This window comes from Bradyrhizobium sp. HKCCYLS1011 (assembly GCF_051167795.1).
Classification (GTDB): Bacteria; Pseudomonadota; Alphaproteobacteria; order Rhizobiales; family Xanthobacteraceae; genus Bradyrhizobium.
Genome location: NZ_JBNPTT010000007.1, coordinates 333,451 through 351,397, shown reverse-complemented (window position 1 = coordinate 351,397; position 17,947 = coordinate 333,451). Strand labels below are relative to the sequence as shown.

The 17,947-nt window shown below is 64.4% G+C and carries 19 protein-coding genes; 9 read left to right on the top strand and 10 right to left on the bottom strand.

Translation table 11 applies throughout. The annotated features are described in order from the left end of the window. Positions 1–25: 25 nt before the first annotated feature. The gene (locus ACQR1W_RS24810; RefSeq protein ID WP_434853252.1) at positions 26–1,276 is read left to right on the top strand and encodes a Zn-dependent hydrolase; all 1,251 of its coding nucleotides are present in this window, start codon (positions 26–28) and stop codon (positions 1,274–1,276) included. A 16-nt stretch (positions 1,277–1,292) separates the two neighbouring features. Next, a complete protein-coding gene (locus ACQR1W_RS24805) occupies positions 1,293–2,204 on the top strand; it encodes an NAD(P)-dependent oxidoreductase (protein ID WP_434853251.1) in 912 nt (303 codons plus the stop codon). 295 nt (positions 2,205–2,499) lie between these two features. Here ACQR1W_RS24805 and ACQR1W_RS24800 read toward each other — a convergent pair whose 3' ends face one another. Beyond that, entirely contained in the window at positions 2,500–3,576 is a 1,077-nt protein-coding gene (locus tag ACQR1W_RS24800; RefSeq protein WP_434853250.1) for a tartrate dehydrogenase, read from the bottom strand. A 168-nt stretch (positions 3,577–3,744) separates the two neighbouring features. Here ACQR1W_RS24800 and ACQR1W_RS24795 point away from each other — a divergent pair, with 168 nt between their 5' ends. The 5 genes from ACQR1W_RS24795 (at position 3,745) to ACQR1W_RS24775 (ending at position 8,315) form a co-directional block, all read left to right on the top strand. Then, positions 3,745–4,521, top strand: coding sequence for an SDR family oxidoreductase (locus tag ACQR1W_RS24795; RefSeq protein ID WP_434853249.1), 777 nt, complete (start codon positions 3,745–3,747; stop codon positions 4,519–4,521). Positions 4,522–4,610: 89 nt separating this feature from the next. After that, positions 4,611–5,936: an MFS transporter gene (locus tag ACQR1W_RS24790; protein WP_434853248.1), complete on the top strand. Its 1,326-nt coding sequence runs from the start codon at positions 4,611–4,613 to the stop codon at positions 5,934–5,936. 9 nt (positions 5,937–5,945) lie between these two features. Next, positions 5,946–6,608, top strand: coding sequence for a sulfite oxidase-like oxidoreductase (locus ACQR1W_RS24785; protein WP_434853247.1), 663 nt, complete (start codon positions 5,946–5,948; stop codon positions 6,606–6,608). Between the two features lie 42 nt (positions 6,609–6,650). Beyond that, complete coding sequence (locus tag ACQR1W_RS24780) at positions 6,651–7,013, top strand: hypothetical protein (RefSeq protein WP_434853246.1); 363 nt, start codon at positions 6,651–6,653, stop codon at positions 7,011–7,013. Positions 7,014–7,088: 75 nt separating this feature from the next. Further along, positions 7,089–8,315: a bifunctional alpha/beta hydrolase/OsmC family protein gene (locus tag ACQR1W_RS24775; protein WP_434853245.1), complete on the top strand. Its 1,227-nt coding sequence runs from the start codon at positions 7,089–7,091 to the stop codon at positions 8,313–8,315. A 7-nt stretch (positions 8,316–8,322) separates the two neighbouring features. On the opposite strand, the gene ACQR1W_RS24770 is transcribed toward ACQR1W_RS24775, so the two are convergent. Further along, positions 8,323–9,387, bottom strand: coding sequence for a YeeE/YedE family protein (locus ACQR1W_RS24770; RefSeq protein WP_434853456.1), 1,065 nt, complete (start codon positions 9,385–9,387; stop codon positions 8,323–8,325). A 226-nt stretch (positions 9,388–9,613) separates the two neighbouring features. Between ACQR1W_RS24770 and paaI the strand changes: the two genes are divergently transcribed. Both paaI and paaK read left to right on the top strand, forming a co-directional pair. Beyond that, positions 9,614–10,075 carry a hydroxyphenylacetyl-CoA thioesterase PaaI gene (gene paaI, locus ACQR1W_RS24765; RefSeq protein ID WP_434853244.1) on the top strand — a complete coding sequence of 154 codons (462 nt, stop codon included), beginning with the start codon at positions 9,614–9,616 and terminating at the stop codon, positions 10,073–10,075. Positions 10,076–10,093: 18 nt separating this feature from the next. Then, positions 10,094–11,425 (top strand): phenylacetate--CoA ligase PaaK, encoded by a 1,332-nt coding sequence (gene paaK / locus ACQR1W_RS24760; RefSeq protein ID WP_434853243.1) that lies wholly within the window; start codon positions 10,094–10,096, stop codon positions 11,423–11,425. A 159-nt stretch (positions 11,426–11,584) separates the two neighbouring features. On the opposite strand, the gene paaE is transcribed toward paaK, so the two are convergent. The 8 genes from paaE to ACQR1W_RS24720 form a co-directional block, all read right to left on the bottom strand. Continuing rightward, positions 11,585–12,661 (bottom strand): 1,2-phenylacetyl-CoA epoxidase subunit PaaE, encoded by a 1,077-nt coding sequence (gene paaE, locus ACQR1W_RS24755; RefSeq protein ID WP_434853242.1) that lies wholly within the window; start codon positions 12,659–12,661, stop codon positions 11,585–11,587. Between the two features lie 145 nt (positions 12,662–12,806). Next, entirely contained in the window at positions 12,807–13,307 is a 501-nt protein-coding gene (gene paaD / locus ACQR1W_RS24750; RefSeq protein WP_434853241.1) for a 1,2-phenylacetyl-CoA epoxidase subunit PaaD, read from the bottom strand. Continuing rightward, the gene (gene paaC, locus ACQR1W_RS24745) at positions 13,301–14,077 is read right to left on the bottom strand and encodes a 1,2-phenylacetyl-CoA epoxidase subunit PaaC (RefSeq protein WP_434853240.1); all 777 of its coding nucleotides are present in this window, start codon (positions 14,075–14,077) and stop codon (positions 13,301–13,303) included. The genes paaD and paaC overlap by 7 nt, the downstream gene beginning before the upstream one ends. A gap of 141 nt (positions 14,078–14,218) precedes the next feature. Next, positions 14,219–14,506, bottom strand: a complete 288-nt coding sequence (gene paaB, locus ACQR1W_RS24740) for a 1,2-phenylacetyl-CoA epoxidase subunit PaaB (protein ID WP_008966753.1) — start codon at positions 14,504–14,506, stop codon at positions 14,219–14,221. A gap of 31 nt (positions 14,507–14,537) precedes the next feature. Then, positions 14,538–15,527: a 1,2-phenylacetyl-CoA epoxidase subunit PaaA gene (gene paaA, locus ACQR1W_RS24735; protein ID WP_434853239.1), complete on the bottom strand. Its 990-nt coding sequence runs from the start codon at positions 15,525–15,527 to the stop codon at positions 14,538–14,540. A gap of 90 nt (positions 15,528–15,617) precedes the next feature. Beyond that, entirely contained in the window at positions 15,618–16,490 is an 873-nt protein-coding gene (paaX, locus tag ACQR1W_RS24730; RefSeq protein ID WP_434853238.1) for a phenylacetic acid degradation operon negative regulatory protein PaaX, read from the bottom strand. Positions 16,491–16,583: 93 nt separating this feature from the next. Then, on the bottom strand, positions 16,584–17,060 hold the full coding sequence (locus ACQR1W_RS24725; protein WP_434853237.1) for a phasin: 477 nt from the start codon (positions 17,058–17,060) through the stop codon (positions 16,584–16,586). Positions 17,061–17,235: 175 nt separating this feature from the next. Then, entirely contained in the window at positions 17,236–17,847 is a 612-nt protein-coding gene (locus ACQR1W_RS24720) for a hypothetical protein (protein WP_434853236.1), read from the bottom strand. Positions 17,848–17,947 lie beyond the last annotated feature (100 nt).

The window sequence follows — 17,947 nt, the reverse complement described above, 5'->3', positions numbered from 1 at the left end:
CACGCCGGGTGACATGGATGACGCAATGAGCCGAGCCGCGACCAATCTGCAGATCGATTCCGCCCGCCTGTGGGGCAGCATTCACGAGACCGCTAGGTTCGGCGCCACCGTGAAAGGCGGCGTGCGCCGGCTGACCTTGAGCGAGGAAGACAGGCAGGTGCGCGACTGGTTTCGTCGAGCTTGCGAAGAGGCTGGCCTCGAGGTGCATGTCGACGGGCTCGGCTCGATGTTCGCACTTCGCAAAGGACGCGACATGTCGAAGTCGCCGATCGGGATCGGCTCGCATCTCGACACGCAGCCGACCGGCGGCAAGTTCGACGGCATTCTGGGAACGCTCGGCGCGCTGGAAGTGATCCGCACCTTGAACGATGCCGGCATCGAGACCGAGGCGCCGATCTGCATCGTCAACTGGACCAATGAGGAAGGCTCGCGCTTCGCGCCGGCGATGATGGCCTCGGCCGCCTATGTCGGCGATTTCACCGTCGACGACATTCTCTCGCGCAAGGATGCCGAAGGCGTCACGGTCGGCGAGGCCCTCGACAAAATCGGCTATCGCGGCGAGACCAAGGTCGGCACGCAAAAGTTTTCAAGCTTCGTCGAGTTGCATATCGAGCAGGGCCCGATCCTGGAAGCCGAGCACAAGACCATCGGCGTGGTCGATTCCGGCCAGGGCGTGTTCTGGTACGATTGCAGGATTGTCGGCTTCGAGAGCCATGCCGGCTCGACCCCGATGCCGCTGCGCCGCGACGCGCTGCTGACGCTGTCGCAATTTGCACTCGCTTTGGAGCAGATCGCGATCAGGCTCGGTCCGAATGCGGTTGCAACCATCGGCGAAGCCGTGATCCAAAATTCCTCGCGCAACGTCATTCCCGGCGAGATCGCCTTCACGATCGACTGCCGCAGCAAGGATGCCGACACGCTGGACGCGCTCGACCAAAGCCTGCGTGCGGCCGCCGCCGAGATCGCGGCCAGGCGCAAGGTCGAGATCGCGATCGACCTGGTCTGGCGCAAGCCGCCGACGCATTTCGATCCCAAGCTGGTCGACGCTGTCGAGCATGCCGCGGAAAACCTCGGCTATTCGCACCGGCGCATCACCTCCGGCGCCGGACACGATGCTTGCAACCTCAACACCATCATGCCGGCGGCGATGGTGTTCGTGCCCTGCAAGGACGGCATCAGCCACAATGAGCTGGAAGACGCGACGCAAGCCGACTGCGCCGCCGGCGCCAATGTCCTGATGCACACGGTGCTGGCGCTCGCCGGCGTCGCGTCGTGATTTCTGGAGAATGACAGTGCGCGGAGTTTTCATCGACGCCAACGACTCGCTCGCGGAGATTTTCGAGCGGCAGCGCCAAGCCGGCGATCCGCCGGTGCGCGTGCACTTGAATCCCAACATCACGCCCGAGCAATGGCCTGAGATCCTCGACGGCGCCGAGATCGGCATCGTCGACCACACCGCATTGCCGACCGACGTCGCCAGGCAATGCAAGGGGCTGAAGCACGTGGTGTTCCTAGGGACCGGCGCGCGCAGCTACATGAACCCGGAAGAGCTGGCTGAGCTCGGCATCACCGTGCACCTGATCAAGGGCTATGGTGACACCGCCGTCGCCGAAGCTGCGATCGCGCTGATGTGGGCCTCCGCGCGCGGCCTCGCGCAGATGGACCGCGAGATGCGCGCCGGCAACTGGCTGCGTGACGACGGCATGCAGCTCACCGGCAAGACGCTCGGCCTGATCGGCTTCGGCGGCATTGCCGCGGAGGTCGCGCGCATCGCCTCCGGCAGCGGCATGAAGGTGATTGCCTGGAACCGCACGCCGAAGAGCCATCAGGGCGTGACCTTCGTCAACCTCGACGAGCTGCTCGCGACCAGCCACGTCGTCTCGCTGCATCTTCTGCTCAACGACGAGACCCGTGGCTTTCTCTCGCGCGAGCGCATTGCGCAAATGCGGCCGGGCGTGATCCTGGTCAACACCGCGCGCGGCGCTGTCGTCGACGAGGCCGCCATGATCGAGGCGCTGAGATCGGGCCATATCCGCCATGCCGGCCTCGATGTCTTCAACATCGAGCCCCTACCGAACGATCATGTTCTGACGACGATCCCGAACGTGACGCTGTCAGCGCATTCGGCCTTCCGCACGCCCGAGGCGAGCGAGAACCTGATCCACGCCGCCTGGGAGCATTGTCGGCGGGTGGCGCTGGGATAGATAGAAAGACTCCGTCATTGCGAGCGAAGCGACTTGTCCGCCGTAGCCCGAAGGGCGAAGGCGGAAGCAATCCAGACCTCGTCCGCAGCCCTGGATTACTTCCGAGCTCACGCTCCTCGCAATGACGTTGTCGCCCGCGCCATCGCCTAAACCACCACTGTCGTCCCGGCGAACGCCGGGACCCATACCGCGTGATCTATCGAGAGCGCGATGTGGCAGATACCGCCCGCAATAACGACAGCCTGTGGTTATGGGCCCCGGCGTTCGCCGGGGCGACACTCCCCAGGAGTAGCGACTAATCCACCATGTCAGCGACCGCCTTGCCGCAGGCGGTCGTGTCGGCATTGCCTCCGAGGTCGCGGGTGCGCAGCGTGCGCTCAGCCAGCGTGCGCTCGATGGCGCCGACGATCGCGTTCGCCGCGGTCTTCTCGCCGAGATGCTCCAGCATCATCGCGCCCGACCAGATCATGCCAATCGGGTTGGCAATGCCCTGCCCTGCAATGTCAGGCGCGGAGCCGTGCACCGGCTCGAACACCGACGGGAAATTCCGCTCCGGATTGATGTTGCCGGATGGCGCGATGCCGATGGTGCCGGTGCAGGCCGGGCCGAGATCGGAGAGGATATCGCCGAACAGGTTGGAGCCGACCACGACGTCGAACCAGTCCGGATGCAGCACGAAATTCGCGGTGAGAATGTCGATATGGTACTTGTCCCACTTCACGGTCGGATAGTTCTTCGCCATCGCCTCAACCCGCTCGTCCCAATAGGGCATCGTGATGGAGATGCCGTTGGACTTGGTCGCCGAGGTCAGATGCTTCTTCGGCCTGGATTGGGCGAGTTCGAAGGCAAATTTCAAGATGCGGTCGACGCCGGTGCGGGTCATCACCGTCTGCTGGGTGACGAATTCGCGCTCGGTACCCGGAAACATCCGCCCGCCCACGGAGGAATATTCGCCTTCGGTGTTCTCGCGCACCACCCAGAAATCGATATCGCCCGGCTTGCGGTTGGCAAGCGGCGACGGCACGCCCGGCATCAGCCGGACCGGCCGCAGGTTCACATATTGATCGAACTCGCGGCGAAACTTGATCAATGAGCCCCACAGCGAGACATGATCCGGAATCTTCGCCGGCCAGCCGACGGCGCCGAAATAGATCGCGTCGTGCTTGCCGATCTGCTCCTTCCAGTCCTCCGGCATCATCTCGCCGTGCTTTTCGTAATAGTCCCAGGAGGCAAAATCGAAATGGTCGAACTGCACGGTGACGCCATGCTTTTTCGCGGCGGCCTCGATCACGCGCTGGCCTTCCGGCATCACCTCTTTGCCGATGCCGTCGCCGGGAATGACTGCGATCCGATAGGGTTTCTTGGCGCTCATCGATGAGGTTCCTTGTTCTCCGGGCCGGTTGGGCCAGCCGCTGTCTGCGGCCCATGCAATGGCTCAAAGCAACGTGAAGCGCAACGCTGCGCTGCAATGTTGACCCTGCCGGCGGGTCACTTGAAATTCATCCGACCACCCTGCCTCCCCCCTCAACTGAGTCATCCCATGGATTTGCATCTGTCCGGCAAGCGTGTCCTGATCACCGGCGCCTCCAAAGGCATCGGGGCCGCCGCGGCCGAAGCCTTCGCCGAGGAAGGCTGCCACCTGCGCCTCGCCGCCCGAAGCGGCGATCAGCTCAAAGCGCTTGCCGAACGGCTCCGCGCCAAACACCAGATCGATGCGGCGGCACACGCCGTCGACCTGCGCAGGCCCGAAGACGTCGCCAGGCTCGCGCAGGACGCTGAAGACATCGATATCCTCGTCAACAATGCCGGCGATATTCCCGGCGGCGCGCTCGACAAGATCGACGAGGCGACCTGGCGGCATGCCTGGGACCTCAAGGTGTTCGGCTTCATCAATCTTGCGCGCCTGGTCTATGCACGGATGAAGGCGCGTGGGGCCGGCGTCATCATCAACGACATCGGCGTCGGCGGCGAGAAATTCGATGCCAACTACATCTGCGGCAGCGCCGGGAATGCGGCGCTGATGGCCTTCACCCGCGCGCTCGGCAGCAAGAGCCTCGCCGACAACATCCGCGTGGTCGGCATCAATCCGGGACCGGTCGGCACCGACCGCCATGTCACCCTGCTCAAGACCCGCGCCAAGCATCAGTTCGGCGACGAGAGCCGCTATAAGGAATTCCAGAAAAGCCTGCCGCTCGGCCGGCCCGCGCACCCGCGCGAGATCGCCGACCTGATGACGTTTCTTGCCTCGGACCGCTCGGGTTACACGTCGGGCGTGATTTTCACCGTCGACGGGGGGATCTCCGCAGGCTGGGGATGACGGCCGGCCCGATCCGTTGGCGCATTTTGACAAATCGGGCTCCTGCCGTAGAAGGGAATAAGAAAAAGACGCTCCGGGAGACCCGAACAATGACCGACCAGGCGCTGCAGCCTGCCGCACAAGAAACCACGACTTTCGTCGATGTGGAGCGCCGGATCCGGGCGATCCTGATCGGCTCCGCCGGCAATCTGGTCGAGTGGTACGATTTCTACGCCTATACGGCCTTCGCCCTTTATTTTGCGCCGGCCTTCTTTCCGTCTAAGGACCCGGTGGTCGAGCAGCTAAACGCTGCCGTGGTGTTCGCGGCGACCTTCCTGATGCGCCCCTTGGGGGGCTGGCTGTTCGGCTACATCGCCGACCATTTCGGCCGCAGGCTGTCGCTCACCGTCTCCGTGCTCTGCATGTGCTTCGGCTCGCTGATCATCGCGGTCACGCCGACCTATGCCTCGATCGGCTTCGCTGCGCCGGTGATCCTGGCTCTAGCCCGCGTGATCGAGGGCTTGAGCCTGGGCGGCGAATATGGCGCCAGCGCCACCTATCTCAGCGAGGTCGCCGATGCCAAGCATCGCGGCTTCTATTCGAGCTTCCAGTATGTGACGCTGATCGGTGGCCAGTTGACCGCGATCATCGTGCTTCTGCTGCTGCAGAAGGTGTTTCTGACCCCCGACCAGCTGAAGGCCTGGGGCTGGCGCATTCCGTTCGCGATCGGCGCGGGACTCGCGATCTTCGTCGCGGTGATGCGCCGGAACCTGCAGGAGACCGAAGCCTTCGTGGAAGCGAAGAAAAAGGTCCGCCCCTCAGGCTCGATCGTGCAGCTGTTTAAATATCCGCGGGAGCTGCTCCTGGTGGTCGGCCTCACCGCCGGCGGCACCGCGGCGTTCTATACCTTCACCACCTACATGCAGACCTTCGTGAAGCTGTCGGTGGGCCTCACCGAGGACCAGACCACCACAGTGATCTTCGGCTCGCTGCTGTTCGCCACCATCCTGCAGCCGATCTACGGCGCGATCTCCGACCGCATCGGCCGCAAGCCGCTGCTGATCTTCTTTGGCGTGGCCGGCACGCTCGCGACTATACCGATCCTCACGCTGCTGAAGGAGACCAAGGAGCCGTTCATCGCCTTCCTGCTGATCTGCGCGGCCTGGATCTTCGTCGCCGGCTACACCTCGATCAACGCGGTGGTGAAGGCGGAGCTGTTCCCGACCAATGTCCGCGCGCTCGGCGTCGGCGTTCCCTACGCGCTGACGGTCTCGATCTTCGGCGGCACCGCGCCGGCGATCGCGCTTTATTTCAAGACCATCGGGCACGAGACTTGGTTCTATTATTATCTCTCGGGTGTGATTTTCCTGTCGCTCATCATCTATGCGACGATGCGCGACACCAAGCATGCCTCGGCGATGCATCGGCATGAATGAGGGCGCAGGATGGCCGGCGAGGACGATGTTCCGCCCGAGAGCAAGCTGACCCGCAGCAAGCAGCGGTGGGCGCGCGAGGGCAAGTTCCTGACCGGGAAAATGGTGCGGCCGGAGGACCAGCGGCTCCCGCCCGGCCAGCACCTCACGCGCGACTGGCCGGTGCTCGATCTCGGCCTCACGCCGGAGATTTCGCGTGAGCGCTGGCGGCTCGATGTCTACGGCGCGGTCGAGAATCCGCTGTATTGGGATTTTTCGACCTTCCTGGCCCAGGAGCAGAGACAGTTCGTCTCCGACATCCATTGCGTGACCACCTGGTCGCGCTACGACAATCAGTGGGAGGGCCTTGCGGCGCGCGACCTGCTCGCGGCCTGCCGGCCGCGCGACGAGGCCAATTTCGTCGTGCTGTATTCCTACGACGGCTACACCACCAATCTACCGCTGGAGGATTTTGCGGCCGCGGATGCGCTGCTCGCGCACAGCTGGTCCGGTGCGCCGCTGACCGCCGAGCATGGCGGCCCCGTGCGGCTCGTCGTGCCGCATCTCTATTTCTGGAAAAGTGCGAAGTGGCTCAAGGCGATCGAATTCCTCGACAAGGACGCGCCAGGCTATTGGGAGATGCGCGGCTATCACAACCGCGGTGATCCCTGGGCCGAGCAGCGCTATTCGGAGTGAGAAGGTCGACCTCTTCATGAGGGAAGGCGCCGGAGATGAAGCATGGAGTTCACCTCAGAGACGGGCAAGATACCGAAAGGCTACGGCTATCTCCTCAAGCCGACCGTCATCGTCGAGGCACTGACCAAGGCAAACATCGGAATTCACATCCATCTCGTTCGTAGCCACGGCAGGCGTCTGTTTGATGCGCGATACTGGCCGCCAAACGGCGATGTGCTGTATGAACGTCTCCACATCAAAGTGGGCACCGCGATCGAGCGGGACTTGCCCGAACTTCGTCGGCGGGCGAAGGAAGAAGCCCTTCCAGCGCTCGTCCGATGGATTTCCGATATTGTCGCCCAAGACCTGCGGTCAGTGATCCGGCACGGCGAGCAGGAGATTCAGCTGTTGCCTCCTCGAAACTGATCATCGCTGTGTCGGGCGCACATGCTGTGTCATCGCTCGAGCGGCAGTGAACACGCAACAAACGGGGACCACATGATGCCGACAGAACGCTTCCAGTTTGAGGGCTCAGGCGGCGACAAGCTCGCCGCTGCGCTGGATCTGCCCGATGGCGCGCCGCATGCCTATGCGCTGTTCGCGCATTGCTTCTCCTGCGGCAAGGAGACCCACGCCGCGCGACGGATCGCGATGGCGCTCGCCGCCAAGGGCATTGCCGTATTGCGGTTCGACTTCACCGGGCTCGGCTCCAGCGAAGGTGATTTTGCCAACACGACGTTCTCCTCGAACGTGGCGGACCTTGTTCGCGCCGCCAATCATCTGCGCGAGACACGCAAGGCGCCCGCGCTGCTGATCGGCCACAGCCTGGGCGGAGCTGCCGTGCTCGCTGCTGCCGCAGAGATCCCGGAGGCCAAGGCCGTGGTCACCATTGCCGCGCCGTCCGACCCCGCCCATGTCACCGGCTTCTTCAAGGACAGGATCGAGGACATCCGTGCGCAGGGTTCAGCGGAGGTCTCGCTTGCCGGCCGTCCCTTCCGCATCAACAGGTCCTTCCTCGACGATGTCGCCGAGCAGCACCTGCTCGACAAGGTCGTGCATCTGCACAAGGCGCTGCTGGTGATGCATTCGCCGGTTGACGACACCGTCGGCATCGACAATGCGACCCGCATCTTCGTTACCGCCAAACATCCGAAGAGCTTTGTTTCGCTCGATCACGCCGACCATCTCGTCAGCAGCAAGCAGGATGCGGCTTACATCGCCGATGTCATCGCGAGCTGGGCCAGCCGCTATATCGACGTGCCGATCTCACAGCCGGCCGCCGCGGCTGCCGAGGATGGTCCGCGCGAGGTGATCGTGCGCGAGACCCGCGCCAGCAAATTCCAGCAGACGATCGCCATCGGTCCGCACCACCTCACCGCCGACGAGCCGCTCGCAGCCGGCGGTCAGGATTCAGGGCCCGGACCTTACGACTTCCTGCTCACGGCACTCGGCGCCTGCACCTCGATGACCATGCGCCTGTACGCTGACCGCAAATTTCTGCCGCTCGATCGCGTCACCGTGCGGCTGAAGCACAGCAAGATCCATGCTGAGGACTGTGCGGAGTGCGAGACCAGGGTCGGCATGATCGACCAGCTGGACCGCGTGATCACCATGGAAGGCGCGCTCGACGAGGCCCAGCGTGCCAAGCTGATGGAGATCGCCGACAAGTGCCCGGTGCACCGGACCCTCACCTCCGAAATCCGCATCGTCACGCGGCGCGCGGACTGACCGGGCGTCAGCGGGCGGGCTCGCCCTGCAAGGCAGGTTCAGCATCATGCTTCAGCGGCCGGACCCGCAACGCCCCCCGTAAGCCGAGCGCGGTGCCGGCAAGGATGCCGGCCACGGCCACGAACGAAGTCAGCGCCAGGGTCGACAGGCCGGTGAGCCCCTGCCCGACCGAGCAGCCGAACGCCATCACGCCGCCCGCGCCCATCAACGCGGCACCAGCGCTCGAGCGCAGCATGTGACGGGGGGAGTGAAATCCTTCAAGCTTGAAACGACGCGTGGCGAGCGCGGTCAGCAGGCTGCCGGCGAATACGCCGCCGACCGTGGCGATGCCGAAATTCACCGTGAGCCCGGTCGAGAGCATGACGTATTGCAGCGCATCCGCAATCGGCGCCACAAAGGTCAATGACGCCACCGGCACCGGATTGAAATCGTCTGCGCCGAGATATCCGGTGGCGAACCATCCCGCCGCGATCAATAGTCCGACCACGAGCCCCGCTGCGATCTGGCCCGGCGCGCGGCGGAACGGTCGATGGGCGACGGCAAACACGATCAAAGCGCCGCCGACCACGATAGCCGGCAACAGCCGCGCCGGCGCACCATGCAGCCCGCCGCTCGACAGCACGGCCGGCAGCGACGTCGCCGCGGTGGTCGTCTGCGAAGACTGCAACAGCGCGATGCGCAGCGGCGCGATCAGCCCCTTCAATGTCATCTCGGCGAATATGCCGAGCACGACGATGACGACGAAGGAGCGCAGATTGCCGCGGCCGAGCAGCACCAGCGCCCGCGAGCCGCAGCCGTTCGCCAGCACCATGCCGTAGCCGAACAACAGCCCGCCGGCGAACATCAACGGCACCGAGAACGTCGGCTGCAGATAGATCGACTTGCCGAGATCGACCAGGCCTGAGGCCGCCAACAGCTGCGTCGCGACCATGGCGATGCCCATCGCCAACGCATAGGTACGCACCAGGCGGCTGTCGCCGTCGGCCCACCAGCCGCGCAAGGAGCTCATCATGCAGAACCCGCTCAGCAGTCCGACCGCGCCATAGAGAAGACCGATCACGAGACCAGTCAGGACAGCCAGATCGGCGGGTTCGGGCAATGTCGGGGTCCTTGTTTTACAGCTTGGAAACGAGGCCTGAACGAGCGGCGCCGCACAACCCTCTTTTGCTTGACGCGCGCGGAATCTTTGACACGATGCGTGCTTAACTAGTTCAGAATGCTTGTTCCAACAAGCATCACGCGGGAGAAAACGCCGTGGCTGCGCATCCGGGGATTCGCCGGCGCTGGGAGATTTGGCGATGACCGCCGGGAGGCCGGGGACGCCGGACGAACTCGCGCGCGCCTGTGCTGACGCCATGTGGAAGGACGACCAGGCGAGCCAGGGGCTGGGCATGGAGATCGTCGAGATCGGTCCCGGCCGGGCGGCGCTGCAGATGACCATCCGGCCGCATATGGTGAACGGCCATGGCATCGCTCATGGCGGCTTCATCTTCACGCTCGCCGATTCCGCCTTCGCCTTTGCCTGCAACACCCACAACGAGCGCACGGTCGCGGCGCAAGGCAGCATCACCTTCGTCCGGCCGGGCAAGCTCGGCGACCGGCTGGTCGCGCGTGCCGTTGAGATTTCGCGCACTGGCCGCTCCGGCATCTACGACGTTCGCGTCACCGCGGGCGACACTGTCATTGCCGAATTCCGCGGCCATTCCCGCAGCATCGGCGGCATGCTGGTGCCGCTCGGCGATACCGGCGGCCCAAGCTGATTCGGAGGACGAAGCGCCATGGCCCTGACCAAGCTCCAATCCCAGCCGGGTGGCTATGTGCCCGAGATGGACGAGGCCGAACGCGCCTCGCGCGACCAGATCATGGCGCTGCAGACCGAGCGGCTCGCCTGGTCGCTCAAGCACGTCTATGGCAACGTCGCGCATTACCGCCGCGCCTTCGATCAGGCCGGCGTGCATCCGTCCGACTTCCGCGAGCTCGCCGATCTCGCCAAATTCCCGTTCACCGTGAAGACCGACCTGCGCGACAACTACCCGTTCGGCATGTTCGCAGTCCCCCGCGAGCAGCTGGTGCGCGTGCATGCCTCCTCGGGCACCACCGGCAAGCCGACCGTGGTCGGCTACACCGGGGCCGACATCGCGACATGGTCGAGCGTGATGGCGCGCTCGATCCGCGCCGCCGGCGGCCGCCGCGGCATGATCATCCATAACGCCTATGGCTATGGCCTGTTCACCGGCGGGCTCGGCGTGCATTACGGCGCCGAACAGCTCGGCTGCACCGTGGTGCCGATCTCCGGCGGCATGACCGAGCGCCAGGTGCAGCTCATCAACGACTTCCGACCCGACATCATCACGGTGACGCCGAGCTACATGCTGGCGATCCTCGACGAGTTCAAGCGCCAGAAGCTCGATCCCAAGCAGAGCTCGCTCAAGCTCGGCATCTTCGGCGCCGAGCCCTGGACCAATGCGATGCGCGCCGAGATCGAGGACGCCTTCGCGATGGACGCCACCGACATCTACGGGCTCTCCGAGGTGATCGGCCCCGGCGTGGCGCAGGAATGCCTGGAGACCAAGGACGGCCTGCACATCTGGGAGGATCATTTCTATCCGGAGATCATCGATCCCGATACGGGCAAGGTGCTGCCCGAGGGCGAGATCGGCGAGCTCGTTTTCACCTCGCTGACCAAGGAAGCCTTTCCCGTGATCCGCTATCGCACCCGCGACCTGACGCGGCTGTTGCCGGGCACGGCGCGGCCCGGCATGCGGCGGATGGAGAAGGTGACCGGACGCTCGGACGACATGATCATCCTGCGCGGCGTCAACCTGTTCCCGACCCAGATCGAGGAGATCCTGCTCGCCACCAACTGGTGCGGCGGCCATTTCATGCTCGAGCTGACCCGCGACGGCCGGATGGATGAGCTCACGATCTTCGCCGAAGCGAGGCCTGAGGCCTGGGACGGCAGCGGACTGACCAGCCATGCCGATCTGATCTCGACCCACATCAAGAACACGATCGGCCTCACCGCCAAGGTCCAGGTCGTCGCCCCCGACTCACTGGAGCGCTCCGCCGGCAAGGCGCGGCGCGTGAAGGACAAGCGACCGAGGGACTAAGCCGATCGCACGTCATTCCGGGGCAGCCCGCAGGGCTGACCCCGGAATCTCGACATAAGAGAAACGCAAACCAAGTTCGAGATTCCGGGTTCGACGCTCACGCGTCGCCCCGGAATGACGATGTAGAAGGGCTACGCGTCCGCGGAATGCAGGTGGCCATCACACGTGATCGTAGTCCACCACAACGCGCTCCGTGGTCGGCTTGGCCTGGCAGGTCAGCACGAAGCCGGCCTTGAGCTCCCACGGCTCCAGTGAGTAGTTCAGCTCCATCTCGACCTTGCCCTCGACCAGCTTCGCGCGGCAGGTGGAACACATGCCGCCCTTGCAGGCGAAGGGCAGATCGACACCGGCGCGGAGTGCGGCATCGAGGATCGCCTCGCCCTCGGCGACCGGCACCTCGCGGCGCTTGCCGTCGATGATCAGGGCGGCAAGCGCCTTGGGCGGCGCCGACGCGGGCACCGGCACTTTCGGCCGCGGCCGGCCGCCGAGCCCGGAGACGAAGCGCTCGACATGGATGCGGTCTTCGGGAATGCCGAGCTCGCGGCAGGTCGGCTCGACCTCCTCGCTCATTCCTGAGGGACCGCAGATGAAGACGTGGTCGATGCTGTCGGCCGGCACCAGCGCGCGCAACAACACCCTCACCTTCTCGGCATCGAGCCGGCCGTGCAGGATCGGGATGTCCTGGTCCTCGCCGGAGATGACGTGAAACACCGACAGCCGGTCGAGAAAGCGGTCCTTCAGCTCCTCCAGCTGTTCGCGAAACAGCATGCCTGCCGTGGTGCGGTTGCCGTAGAACAGGAAGAAGCGGCTGTTCGGCTCGCGCGCCAGCACCGCCTTGACGATCGACAGGATCGGTGTGATGCCGGAGCCTGCGGCAAAGCCGACATGGATGCGCGCCGAATCCGGCTGCAGCGTCACGCCAAAGCGGCCGGTCGGCGTCATCACCTCGAGCTCGTCGCCGTGCTTCAATTCGTCGGTGACAAAACCTGAGAACGCGCCGCCATCGACCCGCTTCACCGCGATGCGGATTTCACCATCGTCAGGGCCGGAGCAGATCGAATAAGAGCGCCTTACCTCTTCACCGCCGAACATCGCGCGCAGCGTGAGATATTGGCCGGGCGCGAAGCGGTATTCGTCGGCGAGCTCTTTTGGGATCGTGAAGGTCAGCGACACCGCGTCAGGCGCCTCGCGGCGGAGATCGTTGACGGCAAGGCGGTGGAAGCGTGGCGTGGACATCGAATCTATCCCTCCGTCATTGCGAGGAGCGAAGCGACGAAGCAATGCAGACTCTTGCCATCCCGGCATTCTTGCTTGCTTGCGCCGTCGCCCTTCGGGCCATGGCGGACAAGTCGCTGCGCTCGCAATGACGGATGCACATGGGCTAGTGACACTTGAAATAATCGAACGGTTCGCGGCAGGTCTTGCAGCGCCAGAGCGCCTTGCAGGAAGTCGAGCCGAATTCGGACAACAGCTCGGTCTCCCCCGAACCACATTGCGGGCAGGTCACCTGCTCCACGCCGAACAGCGCACGACGCGTGCTCGCAGGCAGCGGCGGCGCGATGCCATACTCCTTCAGCTTGCGGCGGCCCTGCTCGCTCATCCAATCGGTGGTCCAGGCCGGCGACAGCACCGTGCGCACGTGGATCTCACGGAAGCCGGCGCGCGCCAGCGCGAGCTCGATCTCCAGTGCAATCATGTTCATCGCCGGACAGCCGGAATAGGTCGGGGTGATCGCGACCTCGACACGGTCGCCGGTCACGTCGACCTCGCGCAGCACGCCGAGATCGTCGATGGTCAGCACCGGAATTTCCGGATCGGTCACACCAGCGGCCGCGTCCCAGGCGCGCTGGCGCAGATCGGCCTCGCTCGCGACCGCTACCATGACGCACCCGGAAAGCTGCGCTGCATGTGTTGCAGCTCGCTCAGGAGATGACCGAGATGCTCGCTGTGGCGGCCGTCGCGGCCGCCCTGCTGCATCCAGTCGTTCTCGGGCAGAGCCAGCGTCGCCTCGCGCGCGACCTCCGACACCGCAGCCAGCCACTCCGGCAGCAGTTCGGTCGGATCGATCGCGATGCCGGCATCGATCAGCCCGCGCTCGCTGTCGTCGACCGCAAACATCTCACCCGTATAGGCCCAGAGCTCGTCGATTGCGGCCTGCGCCCGGGCATGGCTCTCATCGGTGCCGTCGCCGAGCCGGATGACCCATTCCGATGCATGCCGAAGGTGATAGGCGCTTTCCTTCTCCGATTTCGCCGCAATGGCCGCAAGCGTTGGGTCAGTGGAGCGCATCATCTTCCGCCAGTAACGGTCCGCGAAGGCCGAATAGAACCACTGCCGCACCATGGTCTGCGCAAAGTCGCCGTTCGGACGCTCGACCAGCAGCAGGTTGCGGTACTGTCTCACGTCCCTGAGATAAGCGAGCTTGTCCTCGTCATTGTCCCTGCCCTCGACCTTGGCGGCGTAGCCGTAGAGCTCGCGCGCCTGACCGATCAGGTCGAGCGCCATGTTGGACAGCGCCATGTCCTCTTCCAGCATGGGCGCGTGGCCGCACCATTCGGACAGGCGATGGCCGAGGATCAGCGCATCGTCCGCGCGGCGCAACGTGTAGAGCACCAGCGGAGTTTCGGAGACGGTGATGGAGGGCGTGGCCATTTACTATCCGCTGTAACTCCTTATCCTGAGGAGCCGCACAGCGGCGTCTCGAAGGATGAGGCCAAGAACCAATCGGGCCTCATGGTTCGAGACGGCGCTTCGCGCCTCCTCACCATGAGGATCGGGGGCTAGCGCAACGAACTACATGTGCCCGACCTCGTCCGGCACCTCGTAGAAGGTCGGGTGGCGATAGATTTTCGACTGCGCGGGCTCGAACATCATGTCCTTGTCCGCAGGATCGGACGCGGTGATTGCGCTCGAGGGCACCACCCAGATCGATAGTCCCTCGCCCCTGCGGGTGTAGATGTCACGCGCCGCCTGCAGCGCCATGGTGGCATCGGGCGCATGCAATGAGCCGCAATGCTTGTGCGCAAGTCCGTTGCGGCTGCGGATGAAGACCTCCCACAGCGGCGTGTTCGGCGTGGCCATCACACCCTCCCTCTTAATTAATTCGTCGGCTCTATTCGGCCGCCTGCGCGGTTGCGCGATAATTCCGCTTCTGCGCATAGGCGGCGGCCGCCTCGCGCACCCAGGCGCCGTCGGCATGCGCCTTGCGCCGCGCCGCCATGCGATCGCGGTTGCACGGACCATTGCCGGCGAGCACCTGCTTGAACTCGTTCCAGTCGATCGGGCCATGGCTCCAGTGCCCGTCCTCGTCCTGCTTCATCTTGGGATCAGGAATAGTGAGGCCGAGATACTGGGCCTGGGGCACCGTGGCATCGATGAATTTCTGGCGCAGCTCGTCGTTGGAGAAGCGCTTGATCTTCCATCTCGTCGAGGCATCGCTGTGCTGGCTCGCACTGTCGGGCGGCCCGAACATCATGAGGACCGGCCACCACCAGCGGTTCAGCGCATCCTGCGCCATCGCCTTCTGCTCGACCGTACCGCGGCACAGCGTCAGCATGATCTCGTAGCCCTGGCGCTGGTGGAAGGATTCCTCCTTGCAGACGCGGATCATCGCGCGTGCGTACGGGCCATAGGAGCAGCGGCAGAGCGGGATCTGGTTCATGATCGCGGCGCCGTCGACCAGCCAGCCGATCACGCCGATATCTGCCCAGGTCAGGGTCGGATAGTTGAAGATCGAGGAATATTTGGCCTTGCCGGCCAGCATCGCGTCGACCAGCTCCTCACGCGCGGCGCCGAGCGTCTCGGCGGCAGCATAGAGATAGAGCCCGTGGCCGCACTCGTCCTGCACCTTGGCGAGCAGCGCGGCCTTGCGACGCAGGCTCGGCGCACGCGTGATCCAGTTGCCTTCCGGCAGCATGCCGACGATCTCGGAATGGGCGTGCTGGGAAATCTGCCGGATCAGCGTCTTGCGGTAGGCGGCGGGCATCCAATCATTGGGCTCGATGCGCTCCTCGGCATCGACACGCGCCTGAAAGCGCGCCGTCCGCGCCACGTCCTCCGCGAGAGTGCCCTCCTCGGGCGTATTGAGCGCCTGCGTATACATGCGGCGACGTGTCCTCCCAGGACTTGGTTGCCGCTAACATATAACAAAATCTAATCCACGCAATCCATTTTTGTAATATATCAGCGCAAATCATCCATCGCCGAAGCGGCGCGCGAGCGCCGCTCCGGCAGGCCGCAGCGAACCATTCTCGTCGGTGCCGTGGTCGTCGAGCCAGCGTTCGGAGCCGGCCAGCAGCGCGCGATAGATCTCGCCGCACAGCACCCGCGCCGGCCGTCCCGGCCAGTCCTTGGGCAGCAGTTCCGCCGGTAACAAGGGATCGCGCAGCACAATGCGCCGGTAATGATGGATCAGCAGAATGCGCGCGGTGAAAGCGTCGGCATCGGACAGCGTTTCCTGCTTCCGCAGACAGGCCTGCAGTGGCGCAAAGATGGCCATGAACTTCAGATAGGCCCCCGCGGTGCGCTCGAGCGCCCAGCTTTCGGCGAGCAGGCGCCGCGCCATGTCGGGAGCGGCGGAGGCGTCGAGCCGAAGCCCGCCCCTCGCCTCCTCCGGCACAGCGGTGCCGGCCGGCGCGACAAAGACGCCGGGCAGCGGACTGCCAAAGCCGGCATTCTTCAGCGCGTCGCGCGCGGCCTCGCGCTGATCGGTCTGGCTGATCAAGAGCAGCTCGAAACTGCCGGTCCATTCGGTGGGCGGTGGATCGTAGATGTGGCGGGTCGCCGCGGCAAAGGTCTGCTGCCCCTGCCTGACCAGGCGATAGAAGCTGTTGCGGCCGACCTTGCTGCGCTCGAACCAGCCTTCAGCGGTGAGCCGCGACATCGCAGTGCGCACCACATTGCCGTCGATGTCGAGGCCTGCGAAGAACTCCAGCAGCGTCCCCAGCCACACTGTCCCGCCGCGCGGCACGATGGCATCGCCAAACACGGTGATGATGAGCGAGCCGGTGCGCGACGGCTCGCCTTTGAGCTGATCGATGATGCGGGAGAGCGGCTGCGGCGGCATGGTCGTCCACGCATAGCCTGTTTTGCCGCGATCCACCAAAAAAGAAGGCCCGCAAGATGCGGGCCAGGGCATTTCGGTATGTGCCTGATGCGATCAGGCCGACTTGGTATAGGCCTTGGCGAAGTTGTCCTGCAAGGTCTTGGCGCCATCGGTCACGAGCTTGCCGAAATATTCGGTGCTCGACTTCGCCCGCGAGATGAGCGCTTCGCCGCGCGCCCGCGCGAGCTCCGACTGAATCTGCACGGCTTCGCTGATCGTCTTGGCAGACGCCAGCTTGTCCAGCCCGTCGAAGAACGCCTCGGTGTCCTCATGGATCGCCTGCTGGATGTTGCGGCCGATCTTGGTCGCTTCGCTGACGCCGTCAGCAACAGCGGTCTCGATCGCAGCCGTCACTTTTTCCGAGCCGGCGAAGGCATCGGCAACGCGTTCCTTGGCCGTCGCGGTCGCCTTCTTGACGAACTCGCGCGCGGATTCCGGCACTTCCATATTCTGCATGTTCTTCAGCGCGTCGGTCACCGGGGCAAAGGCCTCCTTGACGCTGTCGAATGCAATGGCGGTATCATTGGTCATCGTTTCTCTCCATCCTCTGCTGAGCTATGGGCTCCCGCCCCGTCCGTATTGGCCCGGGGCTCCATAGTCATGCCATGCCTAATGCCGCATTGCAACAAAAATGTTGCATTGCAGCATAGGATGTCATTTTTATAGGGAGGTGGAGACCGGCGGTAGCCAGCGCTCAGCCGGCGTCTTACGCCCCCTCGATACCCTCGGTTCCCGAAGCGGCCGGACGCCGGGAACGCGTCCGCGGGGCTCGGGGAGCAGCGACCTTAGGGGCGGCAGCTGCTTCCTTTGGAGCGGCAGTTTCCTCAGGAGCAGCAGCTTCCTCCTTGGGAGCGGCAGCTTCATTGGGAACGGCGGCTTCCGTGGGAGTGGCAGCTTCCATAGGAGCGGCAACTTCCGTAGGAGCGGCAACTTCCGTAGGAGCGGCAGCTTCCGGAGGAACGGCAGCTTCCGTCGCGACGGTAACTTCCTTCGGGGCGGCAGTTTCCTTGATAGCGGCAGCCTCCACCATTCGAAGCAGCAGCGCTTTGATCTCGCTCAATTCGAGTTCGATCGCCTGCAGCCGCTCGCTCATGTCCTTCAACTGGCCGCGGCTGGGCAGATTCATGTTGTTGAAGTAGCTTTCCATCAGATCGGCCATGTGTTTCTGCGCTCCCGAGGCGAAGGCACTCCGATCGCTTGCCTGGCGTCCCGGTGGCAAGGAACCCAAGCCTTGCTTGGCAAAGGCCGCAAAGCCCTTCTGCATCTCCCCGACCATTTGCTGCCACAACGCGATTGCATCACCAGTCTTGTCGACCATCGCCATTCTCCTTGTCACCAAGCGAGATCACGGGACTCAGCACCTGTACCCGCCAAGATATCATGCAGGCATCGGCGATGCGCAAATGATGCGCCATGTG

Excerpts from the sequence above, each read along its gene's own strand:
- ACQR1W_RS24810 (WP_434853252.1), top strand. The coding sequence starts at position 26 with ATGAGCCGAGCCGCGACCAATCTGCAGATCGATTCCGCCCGCCTGTGG.
- ACQR1W_RS24800 (WP_434853250.1), bottom strand. The coding sequence starts at position 3,576 with ATGAGCGCCAAGAAACCCTATCGGATCGCAGTCATTCCCGGCGACGGC.
- ACQR1W_RS24795 (WP_434853249.1), top strand. The coding sequence starts at position 3,745 with ATGGATTTGCATCTGTCCGGCAAGCGTGTCCTGATCACCGGCGCCTCC.
- ACQR1W_RS24790 (WP_434853248.1), top strand. The coding sequence starts at position 4,611 with ATGACCGACCAGGCGCTGCAGCCTGCCGCACAAGAAACCACGACTTTC.
- ACQR1W_RS24785 (WP_434853247.1), top strand. The coding sequence starts at position 5,946 with ATGGCCGGCGAGGACGATGTTCCGCCCGAGAGCAAGCTGACCCGCAGC.
- ACQR1W_RS24780 (WP_434853246.1), top strand. The coding sequence starts at position 6,651 with ATGGAGTTCACCTCAGAGACGGGCAAGATACCGAAAGGCTACGGCTAT.
- ACQR1W_RS24775 (WP_434853245.1), top strand. The coding sequence starts at position 7,089 with ATGCCGACAGAACGCTTCCAGTTTGAGGGCTCAGGCGGCGACAAGCTC.
- paaI (WP_434853244.1), top strand. The coding sequence starts at position 9,614 with ATGACCGCCGGGAGGCCGGGGACGCCGGACGAACTCGCGCGCGCCTGT.
- paaK (WP_434853243.1), top strand. The coding sequence starts at position 10,094 with ATGGCCCTGACCAAGCTCCAATCCCAGCCGGGTGGCTATGTGCCCGAG.
- paaE (WP_434853242.1), bottom strand. The coding sequence starts at position 12,661 with ATGTCCACGCCACGCTTCCACCGCCTTGCCGTCAACGATCTCCGCCGC.
- paaD (WP_434853241.1), bottom strand. The coding sequence starts at position 13,307 with ATGGTAGCGGTCGCGAGCGAGGCCGATCTGCGCCAGCGCGCCTGGGAC.
- paaC (WP_434853240.1), bottom strand. The coding sequence starts at position 14,077 with ATGGCCACGCCCTCCATCACCGTCTCCGAAACTCCGCTGGTGCTCTAC.
- paaB (WP_008966753.1), bottom strand. The coding sequence starts at position 14,506 with ATGGCCACGCCGAACACGCCGCTGTGGGAGGTCTTCATCCGCAGCCGC.
- paaA (WP_434853239.1), bottom strand. The coding sequence starts at position 15,527 with ATGTATACGCAGGCGCTCAATACGCCCGAGGAGGGCACTCTCGCGGAG.
- paaX (WP_434853238.1), bottom strand. The coding sequence starts at position 16,490 with ATGCCGCCGCAGCCGCTCTCCCGCATCATCGATCAGCTCAAAGGCGAG.
- ACQR1W_RS24725 (WP_434853237.1), bottom strand. The coding sequence starts at position 17,060 with ATGACCAATGATACCGCCATTGCATTCGACAGCGTCAAGGAGGCCTTT.
- ACQR1W_RS24720 (WP_434853236.1), bottom strand. The coding sequence starts at position 17,847 with ATGGTCGACAAGACTGGTGATGCAATCGCGTTGTGGCAGCAAATGGTC.